Source organism: Nonomuraea sp. MTCD27, from assembly GCF_041950495.1.
Taxonomy (GTDB): Bacteria; Actinomycetota; Actinomycetes; order Streptosporangiales; family Streptosporangiaceae; genus Nonomuraea.
Map to the genome: position 1 here is coordinate 322,906 of NZ_JBGNUW010000001.1, position 15,046 is coordinate 337,951.

13 protein-coding genes and 1 pseudogene are annotated in these 15,046 nt (G+C 71.1%); 11 read left to right on the forward strand and 3 right to left on the reverse strand.

Translation table 11 applies throughout. The annotated features are described in order from the left end of the window. Positions 1–68: 68 nt before the first annotated feature. The 4 genes from ACBJ59_RS01590 to ACBJ59_RS01605 all read left to right on the forward strand — a co-directional run bounded on the left by ACBJ59_RS01590 (position 69) and on the right by ACBJ59_RS01605 (position 2,815). On the forward strand, positions 69–314 hold the full coding sequence (locus tag ACBJ59_RS01590; protein WP_375108360.1) for a hypothetical protein: 246 nt from the start codon (positions 69–71) through the stop codon (positions 312–314). Between the two features lie 11 nt (positions 315–325). After that, on the forward strand, positions 326–1,702 hold the full coding sequence (locus ACBJ59_RS01595; RefSeq protein WP_375108361.1) for a serine hydrolase: 1,377 nt from the start codon (positions 326–328) through the stop codon (positions 1,700–1,702). 312 nt (positions 1,703–2,014) lie between these two features. Beyond that, positions 2,015–2,404, forward strand: coding sequence for a hypothetical protein (locus ACBJ59_RS01600; protein ID WP_375108362.1), 390 nt, complete (start codon positions 2,015–2,017; stop codon positions 2,402–2,404). Positions 2,405–2,425: 21 nt separating this feature from the next. Then, positions 2,426–2,815: a hypothetical protein gene (locus ACBJ59_RS01605; protein WP_375108363.1), complete on the forward strand. Its 390-nt coding sequence runs from the start codon at positions 2,426–2,428 to the stop codon at positions 2,813–2,815. 112 nt (positions 2,816–2,927) lie between these two features. Here the strand turns inward: ACBJ59_RS01605 and ACBJ59_RS01610 are convergent, their stop codons facing one another. The 3 genes and pseudogenes from ACBJ59_RS01610 to ACBJ59_RS01620 all read right to left on the reverse strand — a co-directional run bounded on the left by ACBJ59_RS01610 (position 2,928) and on the right by ACBJ59_RS01620 (position 5,341). Then, on the reverse strand, positions 2,928–3,851 hold the full coding sequence (locus ACBJ59_RS01610) for a PaaX family transcriptional regulator C-terminal domain-containing protein (RefSeq protein WP_375108364.1): 924 nt from the start codon (positions 3,849–3,851) through the stop codon (positions 2,928–2,930). Between the two features lie 277 nt (positions 3,852–4,128). Then, a pseudogene (locus ACBJ59_RS01615) lies at positions 4,129–4,489 on the reverse strand (ATP-binding cassette domain-containing protein); the annotation flags it as partial. Between the two features lie 198 nt (positions 4,490–4,687). Then, on the reverse strand, positions 4,688–5,341 hold the full coding sequence (locus ACBJ59_RS01620; protein WP_375108365.1) for a rhomboid family intramembrane serine protease: 654 nt from the start codon (positions 5,339–5,341) through the stop codon (positions 4,688–4,690). Positions 5,342–5,526: 185 nt separating this feature from the next. Here ACBJ59_RS01620 and ACBJ59_RS01625 point away from each other — a divergent pair, with 185 nt between their 5' ends. The 7 genes from ACBJ59_RS01625 to ACBJ59_RS01655 all read left to right on the forward strand — a co-directional run bounded on the left by ACBJ59_RS01625 (position 5,527) and on the right by ACBJ59_RS01655 (position 15,041). Continuing rightward, positions 5,527–6,180: a class I SAM-dependent methyltransferase gene (locus tag ACBJ59_RS01625; protein ID WP_375108366.1), complete on the forward strand. Its 654-nt coding sequence runs from the start codon at positions 5,527–5,529 to the stop codon at positions 6,178–6,180. A 155-nt stretch (positions 6,181–6,335) separates the two neighbouring features. Further along, positions 6,336–7,547, forward strand: coding sequence for a cation:proton antiporter (locus ACBJ59_RS01630; protein WP_375108367.1), 1,212 nt, complete (start codon positions 6,336–6,338; stop codon positions 7,545–7,547). Positions 7,548–7,796: 249 nt separating this feature from the next. Then, positions 7,797–7,886: a K(+)-transporting ATPase subunit F gene (kdpF, locus tag ACBJ59_RS01635; protein WP_375108368.1), complete on the forward strand. Its 90-nt coding sequence runs from the start codon at positions 7,797–7,799 to the stop codon at positions 7,884–7,886. Then, entirely contained in the window at positions 7,886–9,547 is a 1,662-nt protein-coding gene (gene kdpA, locus ACBJ59_RS01640; RefSeq protein WP_375108369.1) for a potassium-transporting ATPase subunit KdpA, read from the forward strand. The genes kdpF and kdpA overlap by 1 nt, the downstream gene beginning before the upstream one ends. Positions 9,548–9,549: 2 nt before the next feature. Beyond that, positions 9,550–11,634: a potassium-transporting ATPase subunit KdpB gene (kdpB, locus tag ACBJ59_RS01645; protein ID WP_375108370.1), complete on the forward strand. Its 2,085-nt coding sequence runs from the start codon at positions 9,550–9,552 to the stop codon at positions 11,632–11,634. Next, complete coding sequence (locus ACBJ59_RS01650) at positions 11,635–12,471, forward strand: potassium-transporting ATPase subunit C (protein ID WP_375108371.1); 837 nt, start codon at positions 11,635–11,637, stop codon at positions 12,469–12,471. Next, positions 12,468–15,041: a DUF4118 domain-containing protein gene (locus ACBJ59_RS01655; protein ID WP_375108372.1), complete on the forward strand. Its 2,574-nt coding sequence runs from the start codon at positions 12,468–12,470 to the stop codon at positions 15,039–15,041. The genes ACBJ59_RS01650 and ACBJ59_RS01655 overlap by 4 nt, the downstream gene beginning before the upstream one ends. The last annotated feature ends 5 nt before the right edge of the window (positions 15,042–15,046 follow it).

The following is a 15,046-nucleotide window of genomic DNA, read 5'->3' on the forward strand; positions in this document are numbered from 1 at the left end:
TGCATCAAACGCAACGTAGCCTTTTCGCGCCAGGAAACACGTTACGGAAGGACACGACGATGCACGTCATGGCGATTTCCACGATCTCCGACGGAGACGGGTTCTGGGGCGCGCTGAAGCAGGCGTACGGCCGGCTGCCCAAGGGGGCGAAGTGGACCCTGGCGGTGTCCAGCACCGACGGCACCAGGGCGGTGAACGTCATCGTCCACGACTCGGTCGACGGCGTCAGGGGCTTCTTCGAGGAGCACGCCGGAGCCTTCGCCACCACGGAGTTCATCGAGGCCGACGCCGCCAACGCGGTCGGCCTGCGCTAGGCGGGAGCCTCATGGACATAGAGCGGATCCGGGCCCGGACCGCCGAGCTCCTCGGCGAATACCGCATCCCCGGCGCCACCGTCGGGATCCTCCACGACGGCGAGATCACCGACCTGGCGGTCGGCGTCAAGGACGTCTCGACCGGCGAGCCCGCGACGACCGGCACCATCTACCAGTGCGGCTCGCTGAGCAAGACGTGGACCGCCCTCGCCTTCATGCAGCTCGTGGACGAGGGCAAGGTCGCGCTGGACGAGCCGGTGCGGACCTACCTGCCCGCTTTCCGGGTCGCCGACCCCGAGGTCACCGCCCGGGTCACGCCCCGCCACCTGCTCAACCACACCAACGGCATCGAGGAGGACTTCGGCGCCCCCGGCGAGGGCGACGACGTGTACGAGCGCATGGTCGACAACATCGCCGACGCGCCCCAGGTCCATCCCCTGGGGTACACCCACGGTTACAGCGCCGCCCTCGGCTACGCGATCCTCGCCCGCGTCATGGAGGTGATCGACGGCAAGGGCTGGGACGACATCATGCGGGACCGCCTGTTCGGTCCCCTGGGGCTGACCGGCACGAGCAGCCGTCCCGACCAGGTGGAGCCCGGCCGGGCCGCGACGGGTCACGTGATCCGGTCCCTCGACGAGGGGCCCGTCGCCTCGCCGCTGCCCCACCTGCCGCGCGCGTTCGGCCCCGGCGGGAACGTCAACTCGACGGCCCGGGAGGTGCTCGCGATGGCGCACGTCGTCCTCGGCGAGGGCAAGGCCGGGGACGGGACGCGGATCGTCTCGGCCGGGAGTGTCCTCGAGATGACGGGGTCGCGCGTTCCCGTGCCCGACCCGTACATGTTCGGGCCGGAGTGGGCCCTCGGGCTCATCGTGTGCGACTGGCACGGCGAGACCGTCTACGCGCACGACGGCAGCACCGTCGGCCAGAACGCCCGCCTGCGGATCCTGCCGGACTCCGGGCTCGCCCTCTCCCTGATGACGAACGGAGGGCCGCGCGAGAGCTTCTACAAGGAGGTGTTCAACGAGATCCTGGCCGAGCTCGGCGCGGTCACGATCCCGGAGCTGCCGGAGCCCGACCCGGCGCCGGCGCTCGACCTGTCCCGGTACGAGGGCGTCTACGAGCGGCCCGGGGCCCGGTACGAGGTGTCGGCCGACGGCGGGCGGCTTTCGCTCACGTTCGTCCTGGATCCCTGGCAGGCGAGCTTTCTCGGCAAGCCGGAGCGCATCCCGTACGAGCTGCTCCCGATCAGCGACACGCACTTCCTGATGCCGTCGGACGACCCGCTGGAGGACACGCAGACGGTCGCGATCTACGACTTCCGGGACGGGGCCGCGCAATACCTGCACACCAACTGCCGGGTGAACCCGAGAGCCCGCGAGGAGTAGGGACCGCAGGGTGGCCGGACACCGACGGGGGCGAGGTCGCGTGTCACCTGTACGGGACGGCCACCCGGCAACCGGCATCGTGATGCAGATTTCTTTACGGCGAAGACGTTTATGTCACGCATATCAAAACCTCCGGGTCCGCTGAGCCTGGTGGCGATCCGGCCCTTCGCCACCGACGGCCGGATCGACCTCGCGCCGGACGGTCAAGATTCCTTGAACCTCATGGTGCGGGGTGGTTCGTGGCGCTGCGCTGTCCCCTGACTTACTTTTCCGCTGCAGATCACTTTCTGCGGGTAACCGAAGGGGGTTTCCATGTTGCGTCATACTCTGGCCGGCGGCCTCGTCATCGCCGCCGCCGGCTGCGTACTGGCCGGGGGGTCCGTCGCGCAGGCCGACATCTACGCGCCGTACGCGCGGGCGGCGGCGATCGTCGACACCGACGGGACGCTGAACAACTTCAAGAACGTCACCGCCTCCCGCCGGGTCGCCAAGGGCCACTACTGCGTGCGGATCGGCCATTCGGTGGACGTCACGGGCGGGCTCATCCAGATCACCCCGCGCGTCCCGAACAGGCTGCCGTACATCGCCTACCGGAACCCGTCGGCCCTCTGCGACAAGGCGGAGAACACTCTCGCCGTAGTCGTCTATGACCCCACGACCGGACACCTGGCTGACGGCGGCTTCGACGTCGCCGTCCTCTGACCGGGCCGAAAGGACACGTCCATGAAGAACATCAAGAGCCTCGCCGCGGGCGCGCTCACCGCGGCCGCCGTCCTCGCACCGACCGCCGTGGCGCAGGCCGACACGCCGTACGCGCAGGCCTCGGTCCGGGTCGCCTCGGACGGCCGGACGGTGGGGGCCGCCCTTAACGTGATCTCCACCTCCCGGCTGCGCACGGGCATCTACTGCGTGAACCTCAACGAGAACGTCATGCTGCGCGGCCCGGAGGCGATCCACGCCACTCCGGTCGGGGTGTATCCCGCCCCGCGCTGGCTGTCGATCATCAACGCCAAGGAGTGCGGCAAGCCGGACCGCGGCGTCACCATCGCCGTGCGGAGCATCAACCCGGAGGGCCAGACGCGCGACGTCGCCTTCTACTTCTCCGTCTCCTGACGGTGACCCCGGACCCGCCGCGGTCGTGAACCGCGGATCCCCCCGGGCCGGGTTCACTGGTGCACTGCAAGGGACATTGCGATCGTCCAGGCTGATGTCTTCTCTCAGGGGGTCAGCTGGGGGCGAGGATCGAGCTGGTGCGGTGGTGGGCGACCAGCTCGGCCAGGCCGGGCTCGAACTCGGCGACGATCTGCCTGACCCGGAACTCGGCGAGCGGGCCGAGGGTGTCGTAGATCTCCACGAAGACGTCCCTGGCCGCCGCCCGCGGCCAGCCGGCGGGCAGCAGCTCGGCCGGCAGGTCGGGATCGTGGCTGGGAAAGGTGCGCCAGGTGTCCATGATCCCGGTACGCGCCACCAGCGCCTCGGACGCGCCGACCGCGCCCTTGCGGACCCGGCTCAGCAGCGGGGAGTGCTGGGCGGTGAAGCCCTCGTAGGTGCGCCGCAGCTGGTCGAAGTCCCACGCCTCCTGCGGGGCGCGGGTGCCCGCCAGGTCCACAGCCCGGGCACGGAAGATCGTGGAGGTCGGCACCTCCAGCTCGACGAGCACCGCCGCCGCACCGTCGGCGTCCGCCGTCGGCGAGACCCACAGCCCGTCGTACAGCGGGGCGAAACCCAGCCAGCGCAGCCGCGTCCGCAGCGCGTGACGCAGATCGCGCTGCTCCTCGGAGATCGAGAACGCCGCCACCACCCAGGTCCCGTCCCACGCGCCCTGCTCCAGCCCGAACGACATGATCCGCTGCCGCCCCTCCGACAGCACCGCCGCGGCCCGGTCGGTCAGCCGGTAGTAGGTACGCCGCCCCACCTTCGACGACTCCAGCAGATCCCGCCGGGCCAGGCGAGAGAGCGCGGCTCTCGCCGCCACGGGCGACACGCCGAACTCCTCCGTCAACCGCACCAGCGCCGCCGACGGCAGCTGCTCGGGCCGGCTGATCCAGTAGTCGCCCAGCAGCGTCGTGATCAGGTGTTGCGGAGGCGCGCCCACCTGGAAGCGCGGAAGATCGACGTCTCCTGCCTCAGACCCTTCACCGTCAGTCACATCAGGAGTATATGGATGACGCTTGGACATACACACGTTATCGATCCGTCGTACGTGTAAGGCCTCCGCGGATGGAACCCGATGCCACGAAACGGCCGCGCCTTGCCGGGGACGGCCCCGTGACCGTCCCGGGCAGGAGCGCGGTCAGAGCTCCAGGCGGGGCCAGCCGGCGGTGTCGCGGAGCAGCCGGCGGTCGTGGGTGGCCAGCACGACGGCGGCGCCGGTCTCGGCCAGCGCCTCGGGGACGGTCCCGGTCGTGGACGGCGTCCAGCGCGGCTCCGTCGGCGAGCGCGAGGGTGGCCGACTCGAACGCGCGCAGCGCGGCGCGCACCCGGGCCAGTTCGAGGTCGATCAGGTCGCCGACGGTACGGCCGTCGCCGGCGGGCAGCTCCTGGTCGGCGACGCCGAGCGTACCGGCCCGGTGAACCTTGCCGGAGTCGGGGGCGAGCGTCCCGGCGAGCACCACGCAGCAGGGTGGTCTTGCCGCGCCCGTTCTCGCCGACCACCCCAAGCCGGTCACCGGGAGAGACGGTCAGGTCGACGCCGGCCAGGACGGGGCGGCCGCCACGGGCCAGGCGCAGATCGGTGGCGTTGAGATGGGCCCGGACACGGGCCGGTAGGGAGATGGCGGTGAACATGCTTCCTCCGAGAACCGGATCCCGCGCAGGCCGGCAGAGCGGACGTGATGCGGGCGGGAATCCGTGAAAGACGAGACACGACGGCGAAGAGGCTCAGCCGCGCCCGCTGATGGGGCCCGAACAGGCGGCTGAGGCCGTCGTTTCTCAGAGGAAGTAATAATGCATGCCCCAACGGCAACAGATGGGGGTGATCGCCGGTCAGAGCCCGAGGTCGTCCAGTTCCTTGAGCAGCGCGGACCTGGGGCTCTGCTGCGGGGCGGCCGGCGCGAGGCGCTTGCGGTCGCGGAACAGCCAGCCGCCCACCAGGCCGCCCAGGAAGCCGAACAGGTGGCTCTGCCAGCCGATGCCCTCCTGGGGCAGCAGCCCCGCGAACTGGTAGGCGAAGCACAGGGCCATGACGACACCCACCACGATGTCGGTCAGATGCCGGTCGAACGCGCCGCGCACCAGTACGTAGCCGAAATAGCCGAAGACGACGCCGCTCGCACCGGCGTTCGTGCTCATCGGGTCGCCGGTGAGCCAGGCGCCCACTCCGCTCACCAGGATGATGAATCCCGTCACGCCGAAGAACTTGGCGACGCCCCGGTAGGCGGACAGGAACCCGAAGATGAACAGCGGCCCCGAGTTGGCCTCGATGTGCGCCCAGCTCCAGTGCAGGAACGGGGAGGTGACGATGTCGGGCAGGCTCTCGGGGTTCCACGCCTGCCGCCCGAACTCGTAGCTCAGCGCGTAGCCCGTCGCCCAGTTGACGACCTGGAGAATCCAGATGACGGCCAGGAACCCGACCATCACCCATAACGCCTTGCGGGCTTCGGCGATCATGATCTCCGCCGTGGGGCCCTTGGTCTCCATCCGGTCCTCCCGTGCTCTTCCGTGTCGCACCAGTATCGGATTGAAAGATCACGGATTCGGCATCGGAACGCGGCTCGTCAAGGAAGCGTGACTATTGGCGCGCGGACCGTAGGAATCGTGTAGAGATGGCTCCATCCGGATGAGCGGGTGCCGCAGGCTGGGAGACGTCGTCCTCAGGAGGAGCCATGGTCGTTCATGTTCCGCAGCCCAGCGTGCCCCCCGATGCCGGGGAAGGCGTCGGTTCGGGGATGGAGCAGTTCCACCACCCCCGCCCGGTGCGCTGGGGCGCGACGATGACCCCCCAGCGGCGGCGGCTGATGGAGGGCCTGTCCGGACGGGTGCTGGAGATCGGCGCGGGCGACGGCGTCAAGCTGACCTGCTATCCCGCCGCCTGCGAGGAGATCGTCCTGGTCGAGTCCGACCCCTTCCTGCGCGCGGCGGCCCGCCTCGTCCTCGACGACGTCCCGATGCGGGTGCGGATCCTCGGCGGGAACGCCTCCCAGCTCCCCGTGGAACCCGGCACGTGCGACGCGGTGGTCTGCTCGCTCGCCCTGTGCTGCGCCCCGCACCTGGACACGGCGCTCGGCGAGATTCACCGCGTGCTGCGGCCGGGCGGCGAGCTGCGCTTCCACGAGCACCAGCGCTCGGTCAACCCGGCCATGGCGCTGGCCGAGGCGGTGGTCACCCCGGTGTGGGCCCGCGTGTGCGGCGGCTGTCACCCGGCACGTGACATGGTCGCCGCCATCGAGCGGGCCGGATTCGTCATCGACCGGCTCGACCGCTTCGCCCGCTGGCACATCTCCCACGTCATCGGCAGCGCCCGCCCCGCCTCGACCTGAGCCGGCCGCGTGCCCGGCGGACCCTCGACCGGCCGCGGGACGCGTCAAGGATGCGTAGAGAACACCGCTCCGGCCGAGCTGTTACGGTATAGGCCGGTGTGCCGGGAAGCCTGGTCGGCAAGGGTCCTGTCGACGTTCCACCGGAGGCTTCCCCGATGGTCACCTTGCTCACGGCTTTCGCCGGAGTGCTGCTGCTCGCCGTGCTCGTGTCCAGCCTGGCGCATCGCACGATCCTGTCCACGGCGGCGCTGTTCCTGGCGGCGGGGTTCGTGCTGGGCGACGGCGTGCTCGGTGTGGTGTCCGTCCGTCCGGGCGACGAGCTGGTGGGCACGCTGGCCGAGCTGGCCCTGTTCACGGTGCTGTTCACCGACGGCATGCGGGTGGGCTGGAAGGACCTGCGCACCGCCTGGCGGCTGCCGGGCCGCGCCCTGGGCTGGGGGCTGCCGCTCACCCTGGTCGTCACCGCGGTCGGCGCGCACTACCTGGTCGGGCTCGGCTGGATCGAGTCGCTGCTGATCGGCGCGATCCTGGCGCCCACCGACCCGGTCTTCGCCGCCGCGCTGGTGGGCAACGAGAAGGTGCCGCCGCGGCTGCGGCAGCTGCTGAACGTCGAGTCCGGCGTCAACGACGGGCTGGCGCTGCCCTTCGTGATGGTGTTCCTGGCCGTCGCGGCCGGCTCCGACGACCTGCACCTGGGCGAGCTCGGTCTGGAGCTCGGGATGGGCGTGCTGATCGGCGTCGCCGTGCCGTGGCTGGCGATCAAGCTGGAGCAGACCCGCTGGTTCTCCGCCTCCACCCAGTACGAGCCGCTCAACGCCCTGGCCATCGGCCTGCTGGTACTGGCGCTGGGCAAGGTCACGCACGGCAACCTGTTCCTGGCCGCGTTCGCCGCGGGCATCACGGTGGCCACGTTCGGGGAGCGGCAGCGGGAGTCGTTCGAGCACTTCGGCGAGCTCATCGCGGAGCTGTTCAAGCTGGCCGCGCTGCTGCTGTTCGGCGCCCTCATCACCCCCGCCCTGCTCGGCGCGGTCGGCTGGCGGGGCTGGCTGTTCGCGATCCTGGCTCTGGTGCTGGCCCGCCCGATCGCGATCTGGCTGTCCTTCCTGCGCTCCGGCCTGTCGGTACGCGAGCAGGCGGCCGTGGCCTGGTTCGGCCCCAAGGGCTTCGCGTCCGTCGTGTACGGGCTGATCGTCCTGGCCTCCGGCATCGCCACCGCGCAGCAGGTCTTCCAGCTCGTCGCGGTCACCATCGTGCTGTCGATCCTGCTGCACTCCTCCACCGACATCGTGGTCGCCCGCGGGTTCGACGACGAGCGTGAGGTGCCGGCCTGGTTCAGCGGCGCCCGGCGGCGGCTGCGCGGGGACTGACCCGGCCCCCGCCCAACGGGCGTGCGCGTAGGGACCGCATCAAGAATCCGGCCGCGCCCGTATGGAACCCGTCAAGAAAGTCAAAACCACCCAAAAACCCGGATTGGCTGGGTCTACAGCCGCTCGCGAAGGGCGACTGGAACACCTGTCACGGAGTTGAGGAGTGGGGATGGCCGACGTCATCTTCGTCGCCCTGACGATCGCGGTCTTCGTGGTCCTGGGGTACGTCGTCAAGGCGGTGGAGCGGCTGTGAGCGCCGTCAACGCCATCGGGTTGGTCGTGGCCACCGGTCTGGTGATCTTCATGGTCGTGGCCCTGCTGTTCCCGGAGCGGTTCTGATGTCATCGACCATGGCCGGGATCCTGTTCATCGCATCCCTGCTGCTCGCCCTGGCCGTCTGTTACAGGCCGCTGGGCGACTACATGTACCGGGTCTACACCGGCACCAGGCACAACGCCGTGGAGCGGGTCACCTACCGGCTGCTCGGCGTCCAGCCGGACAGCGAGCAGCGGTGGGGCGTCTACGCGCGCGGCGTGCTGGCGTTCTCGGTGCTGTCCATCCTGTTCCTGTACGGGCTGCAGCGCCTGCAGAACCACCTGTTCCTGTCCCTCGGGATGGAGCCGGTCGAGCCGGCGCTGGCCTGGAACACCGCGGTCAGCTTCGTCACCAACACCAACTGGCAGGCGTACTCGGGCGAGGCCACCATGGGCCACGTCGTCCAGACGGCCGGCCTGGCGGTGCAGAACTTCGTCTCCGCGGCGGTCGGCATGGCGGTGGCCATCGCCCTGGTGCGCGGCTTCGCCCGCAGGAAGGCCGACACGCTCGGCAACTTCTGGGTGGACCTCGTACGCGGCACGCTCCGCATCCTGCTGCCGATCGCGTTCGTCGCGGCGATCGTGCTGGTCGCCGGCGGGGTGATCCAGACCTTCGCCGACCACAGCACGTGGACGACGCTGACCGGCGGCGAGCAGACGTTCACCCCGGCCGCGGCCGCCTCGCAGGAGGCGATCAAGGACCTGGGCACCAACGGCGGCGGCATCTTCAACGTCAACTCCGCCCACCCGTTCGAGAACCCCACGTCGTGGACGAACTGGGTGGAGATCTTCCTGCTGGTGGTGATCGCCGCCGCCCTGCCGCGCACGTTCGGCCGCATGGTCGGCGACAACCGCCAGGGCTACGCGATCGTGAGCGTGATGGCGATCATCGCCGTCATCAGCATCGGCGTCACGAACTGGGCCGAGCTGAGCGCGGGCGGCACCGTGCCGCAGGCGATCGGGCAGGCGATGGAGGGCCGCGAGTCGCGCTTCGGCGTGTCGAACTCCGGCATGTTCGCCTCCGCCACCACGCTGACCTCCACCGGATCGGTGAACTCCTTCCACGACTCCTACACCGCGCTCGGCGGCGGCATGCTGATCTTCAACATGCTGCTCGGCGAGGTGGCGCCGGGCGGCGTCGGCGCGGGCCTGTACGGCATGCTGATCCTGGCCGTCATCACCGTCTTCGTGGCGGGCCTGATGGTCGGCCGCACGCCGGAATACCTGGGCAAGAAGATCGGCGCCCGCGAGATCAAGCTCGCCTCGCTGTACTTCCTGGTCACCCCGGTGCTGGTGCTCATCGGCACGGCGCTGGCCATGGGCACCGAAGTGGGCCGCTCGGCCATGCTGAACTCCGGCCCGCACGGCCTGTCGGAGATCCTGTACGCCTACACCAGCGCCTCCAACAACAACGGCTCCGCCTTCGCCGGCGTCAGCGTGAACACCACCTTCCACAACACCACGCTCGGCCTGTGCATGGCCTTCGGCCGGTTCCTGCCGATCGTGCTGGCGCTGGCGCTGGCCGGCTCGCTGGCCCGGCAGGCGCCGGTGCCCGCCTCGGCCGGCACGCTGCCCACCCACCGGCCGCAGTTCGTCGGCATGGTGGTCGGCGTGACGATCATCCTGGTCGCCCTCACCTTCCTCCCGGCACTGGCGCTCGGACCCCTCGCAGAAGGACTTCTCTGACCATGTCAACGACCCCGAAGGAGAAGAGCCGGGTCGGCGGCGGCCTGCTCGACCCCGAGCAGATGTTCAGATCCCTGCCGGACGCGCTGAAGAAGCTCAATCCCCTGAGCCTGTGGCGCAACCCGGTGATGTTCATCGTCGAGATCGGCGCGGTGTTCACCACCGTGCTGGCGATCGCCGACCCGTCCTGGTTCGCCTGGGCCATCGTCGTGTGGCTGTGGCTGACCGTCGTCTTCGCCAACCTGGCCGAGGCCGTGGCCGAGGGCCGGGGCAAGGCCCAGGCCGCCACGCTGCGCGCCGCCAAGCGGGACACCACCGCGCGCCGGCTGAAGAGCCGCACGTCGCCGGAGTGGGACACGGTCGGCGCGCCCGAGCTGCGGCAGGGCGACTTCGTGGTCGTCGAGGCCGGGGAGACCATCCCCGGTGACGGCGACGTGGTCGACGGCATCGCGTCGGTGGACGAGTCGGCCATCACCGGCGAGTCCGCGCCCGTGATCCGCGAGTCCGGCGGCGACCGGTCGGCGGTGACCGGCGGCACCAAGGTGCTGTCCGACCGCATCATCGTGCGGATCACCCAGAAACCGGGCGAGAGCTTCGTGGACCGGATGATCGCCCTGGTCGAGGGCGCGAACCGGCAGCGGACGCCGAACGAGATCGCGCTCAACATCCTGCTGGCCGCGCTGACGATCATCTTCCTGGTCGCCACCGCCACGATGCAGCCGCTGGCCGTCTACGCCAAGTCCATCAACCCCGGGGTGCCCGACTCGCTCGCGCTGACCGCCGACGGCGTGACCGGGATCGTGCTGGTCTCGCTGATCGTGTGCCTGATCCCGACCACGATCGGGGCGCTGCTGTCGGCGATCGGCATCGCCGGCATGGACCGCCTCGTCCAGCGGAACGTGCTGGCGATGTCCGGGCGGGCGGTCGAAGCGGCCGGGGACGTGTCCACGCTACTGCTGGACAAGACCGGCACGATCACCCTGGGCAACCGGCAGGCGGCCGAGTTCGTCCCGGTGGACGGCGTCACCGAGCAGGAGCTCGCCGAGGCCGCCCAGCTGTCGAGCCTGGCGGACGAGACGCCCGAGGGCCGCTCGATCGTGGTGTTCGCCAAGGAGCGGTACGGCCTGCGCGAGCGGGAGATCCACGGCGCCGAGTGGGTGCAGTTCACCGCCCAGACCCGCATGTCCGGGGTGAACCTGGCCGGCCGCGAGGTGCGCAAGGGAGCGGCCACGGCGGTGATGAAGTGGGTCCGCGACGCCGGCGGCCACCCCACCGACGGGATCGGCCACATCGTGGACGGCGTCTCGGCCTCCGGCGGGACCCCGCTGGTCGTGGCCGAGAAGGGCCGGGTGCTCGGCGTGATCCACCTCAAGGACGTGGTCAAGGCCGGCATGCGGGAGCGCTTCGACGAGATGCGCCGGATGGGCATCCGCACCGTCATGATCACCGGCGACAACCCGCTGACCGCCAAGGCCATCGCGGACGAGGCCGGGGTGGACGACTTCCTGGCCGAGGCCACCCCCGAGGACAAGCTGGAGCTGATCAGGAAGGAGCAGGAGGGCGGCCGGCTGGTCGCGATGACCGGCGACGGCACCAACGACGCCCCCGCCCTGGCCCAGTCCGACGTCGGCGTGGCCATGAACACCGGCACCTCCGCCGCCAAGGAGGCCGGGAACATGGTCGACCTCGACTCCAACCCGACCAAGCTCATCGAGATCGTCGAGATCGGCAAGCAGCTGCTCATCACCCGGGGCGCGCTGACCACGTTCTCCATCGCCAACGACATCGCGAAATACTTCGCGATCATCCCGGCCATGTTCGCCGCCGTCTACCCGGGCCTGGACGCGCTCAACATCATGCGCCTGTCCAGCCCGCAGTCGGCGATCCTGGCGGCGGTCGTCTTCAACGCGCTGGTCATCATCGCGCTGATCCCGCTGGCCCTGCGCGGGGTGCGCTACCGGCCCTCCAGCGCCGCCAAGCTGCTGTCCCGCAACCTCTACGTCTACGGCCTGGGCGGGATCGTGGCGCCGTTCATCGGCATCAAGATCATCGACCTCATCATCCAGTTCCTTCCGGGGATGTCATAAATGAACCGCATGCCCAGCTGGATCCGCCAGCACGTGGCCGCCCTGCGCGCGCTGCTCGTGCTCACGGTGGTCACCGGCGTCATCTACCCCCTGGCCGCCACCGGCGTGGCCCAGGCGCTGTTCAGCGGCAACGCCAACGGCTCGGTCATCGAGAAGGACGGCAAGTCCGTCGGCAGCTCGCTGATCGGCCAGTCCTTCACCGGCGCCGACGGGAAGCCGGTCAGGACGTACTTCCAGTCCCGCCCGTCGGCGGCCGGTGACGGCTACGACCCCACCTCCACCAGCGCCGGCAACCTCGGCCCCGAAGACGTCATCGACGTGCCGCCCCACGGCGCGGACGAGGGCAGGCTGTCGCTGCTCACCCAGGTGTGCGCCCGCTCCCGGGCGGTCGGCGAGCTGGAGGGCGTCAGCGGCGCCCGCCCGTACTGCACCCCCGACGGGGTCGGCGCGGTGCTGAAGGTCTTCCCGGACCGCGCCGTCAGCGTCAACCAGGCCTGCCCCGCCGCCCCGTTCCTCCCCACCTACCAGGGCCTGACGGTGGAGTGCGCGAAGCCGGGCGAGGACTACGCGGCCGGCCGCACCGTTCCGGTCCGCGGGAACTCCGGTACGCCCGCGGTCCCCGCGGACGCGGTCACCGCCAGCGGCTCCGGCCTCGACCCGCACATCTCCGTCGCCTACGCCGGCCTCCAGGCGCCCCGCGTCGCCAAGGAGCGCGGGATGCCCGTCGAGCAGGTGCGGGCACTGATCGACGAGCACACCACCGGCCGCGCCCTCGGCTTCATGGGCGAGCCCGCCGTCAACGTGCTCGAGCTCAACCTGGCGCTGGACCGGTCGTGAGGAGGGGCCGCCTGCGGGTCTACCTCGGGGCGGCCCCCGGGGTGGGCAAGACGTACGCGATGCTGAGCGAGGGCCGCCGCGCCCGCGAGCGCGGCCGGGACGTGGTCGTGGGCTTCGTCGAGACCCACGGCCGCCCCCGCACCGCCGCGCTGCTGGAGGGGATGGAGGTGATCCCCCGCCGGACGCTGGTCCACCGCGGGGCCACCTTCACCGAGCTGGACGCCGAGGCCGTCATCGAGCGCGCGCCCACGGCGGCGCTGATCGACGAGCTGGCCCACACCAACGTGCCCGGCTCGAAGAACGCCAAGCGCTGGCAGGACATCGACGAGATCCTCGACGCCGGCATCGACGTGATCTCCACGGTGAACGTCCAGCACCTGGAGTCCGTCAACGACGTCGTGCAGCAGATCACCGGCATCCCGCAGCGCGAGACCGTGCCGGACGAGGTGGTGCGCCGGGCCACCCAGGTCGAGCTGGTCGACATGTCGCCGGAGGCGCTGCGCCGCCGCATGGCGCACGGCAACGTGTACGCGCCGGAGAAGGTCAGCGCGGCCATGTCGAACTACTTCCGCGTCGGCAACCTCACCGCGCTGCGCGAGCTGGCCCTGCTGTGGGTCGCCGGCAAGGTCGACGACCAGCTCGACCGCTACCGCGCCGACCACGGCATCGCCGGCACCTGGGAGACCCGCGAGCGGGTGGTCGTCGCCCTGACCGGCGGGCCGGAGGGTGACACCCTGGTCCGCCGGGCGGCCCGCATCGCCGCCCGTACCACGGGCGCGGACCTGCTGGCCGTCCACGTCACCAGCGCGGACGGGCTGGCCGGTGGCGATCCGGCCAACCTGGCCCGCCAGCGCACGCTGGTGGAGAGCATGGGCGGCACCTACCACCAGGTCGTGGGCGACGACATCCCGCGGGCGCTGCTCGACTTCGCCCGCGGCGTCAACGCCACCCAGCTCGTCCTCGGCGCCTCCCGGCGCGGCCGGTTCGCGCAGGTCCTCTCGCGCGGCGTCGGCGTGGAGACCACGGCACTGTCCGGGTCGATCGACGTCCACATGATCACGCACGAGGAGGCCAAAAAGGGGCGCCGGCATCACGACCGCTCCCGGGCGGCGCTGACGACCAAGCGCCGGCTGGCCGGCTGGGCGGTCGCGACGGCCGGCCTGCCGCTGCTGACGGCCGCCCTCCTGCCCTTCCGCGACGTGATCTCGCTGCCCAGCGAGATCCTGCTGTTCCTGTGCCTGGTCGTCGGCGTCGCGCTGATCGGCGGGACCTGGCCGGCGATCACGGCGGCGGTCGGCGGGTCACTCCTGCTCAACTGGTTCTTCACGCCGCCGCTCGCCACCTGGACCATCGCCGACCCGGAGAACTTCCTCGCGCTCGTGGTGTTCGTGCTGGTGGCCGCCGCGGTCAGCGCGATCGTCGACCTGGCGGCCCGGCGTACCAGGGAGGCGGCCCGGGCCCGCGCGGACGCGGAGGCGCTGTCCACGCTGGCCGGGCACGTGCTGCGCGGCGAGGCCGCGCTCTCCTCGCTGCTCGGCCGCCTGCGCGAGACGTTCTCCCTCGACTCGGTCACGCTGCTCGAACGCACCGGCGAGCCCACCCCGGACGACCGGTCCCAGCCCGAGGCGTGGCGCATCGTGGCGACCACCGGCACGACCCCGTGCACCAGCCCCGGCGTGGCCGACACCGACGTGCGGATCGACGAGCGGCTGGTGCTCGCCGCGCGGGGCGGCCTGCTGAACGCCAGCGACCGGCGGGTGCTGGAGGCGTTCGCCGCCGAGGCCGCCGTCGCGCTGCGCCAGGAGCGGCTGCAGGAGGAGGCCGAGCAGGCCAGGCCGCTGGCCGAGGCCGACCGGATGCGCACCGCGCTGCTGACCGCCGTCAGCCACGACCTGCGTACGCCGCTGTCGGCCGCCAAGGCCGCCGTGGAGAGCCTGCGCAGCCACGACGTCGCCTGGTCGGCGCGCGACCAGGAGGAGCTGCTGGCCACCGCCGACGAGTCGCTCGTCCGGCTGGACCGGCTGGTGGAGAACCTGCTGGACATGAGCCGCCTGCAGGCCGGGGTGCTGGGCCTGTCGCTCCAGCCGGTCGCCCTGGAGGACGTCGTGCCCCGCGCGATCGACGACCTCGGCTCGCTGCGCGAGCGCGTCGAGGGCGACGTCGACATCGAGCTGCCCGACGTCGTCGCCGACCCGGCGCTGCTGGAGCGGGTGCTGGTCAACCTGATGAGCAACGCCGTGCGGCACAGCCCGCCCGGCCGGAACGTGCTCGTCACCGCGAGCACGCACGGCGACGACGTGGAGATCCGCGTCGTCGACCGCGGGCCCGGCATCCCGCGCGAGGCCCGCGACCGGGTCTTCCTGCCGTTCCAGCGGCTCGGCGACCGCGACAACGGCACCGGCGTGGGCCTGGGGCTGGCGCTGTCACGCGGGCTGACCGAGGCCATGGGCGGCACCCTCGAACCCGAGGAGACACCGGGCGGAGGTCTCACCATGATCGTCAAGCTGCCGGTCTCGTCCCGGGCGGCTCCTCCGCGCCGTGCCGGGCCGCCGAACGGCATCCCGGCCTGATCAGC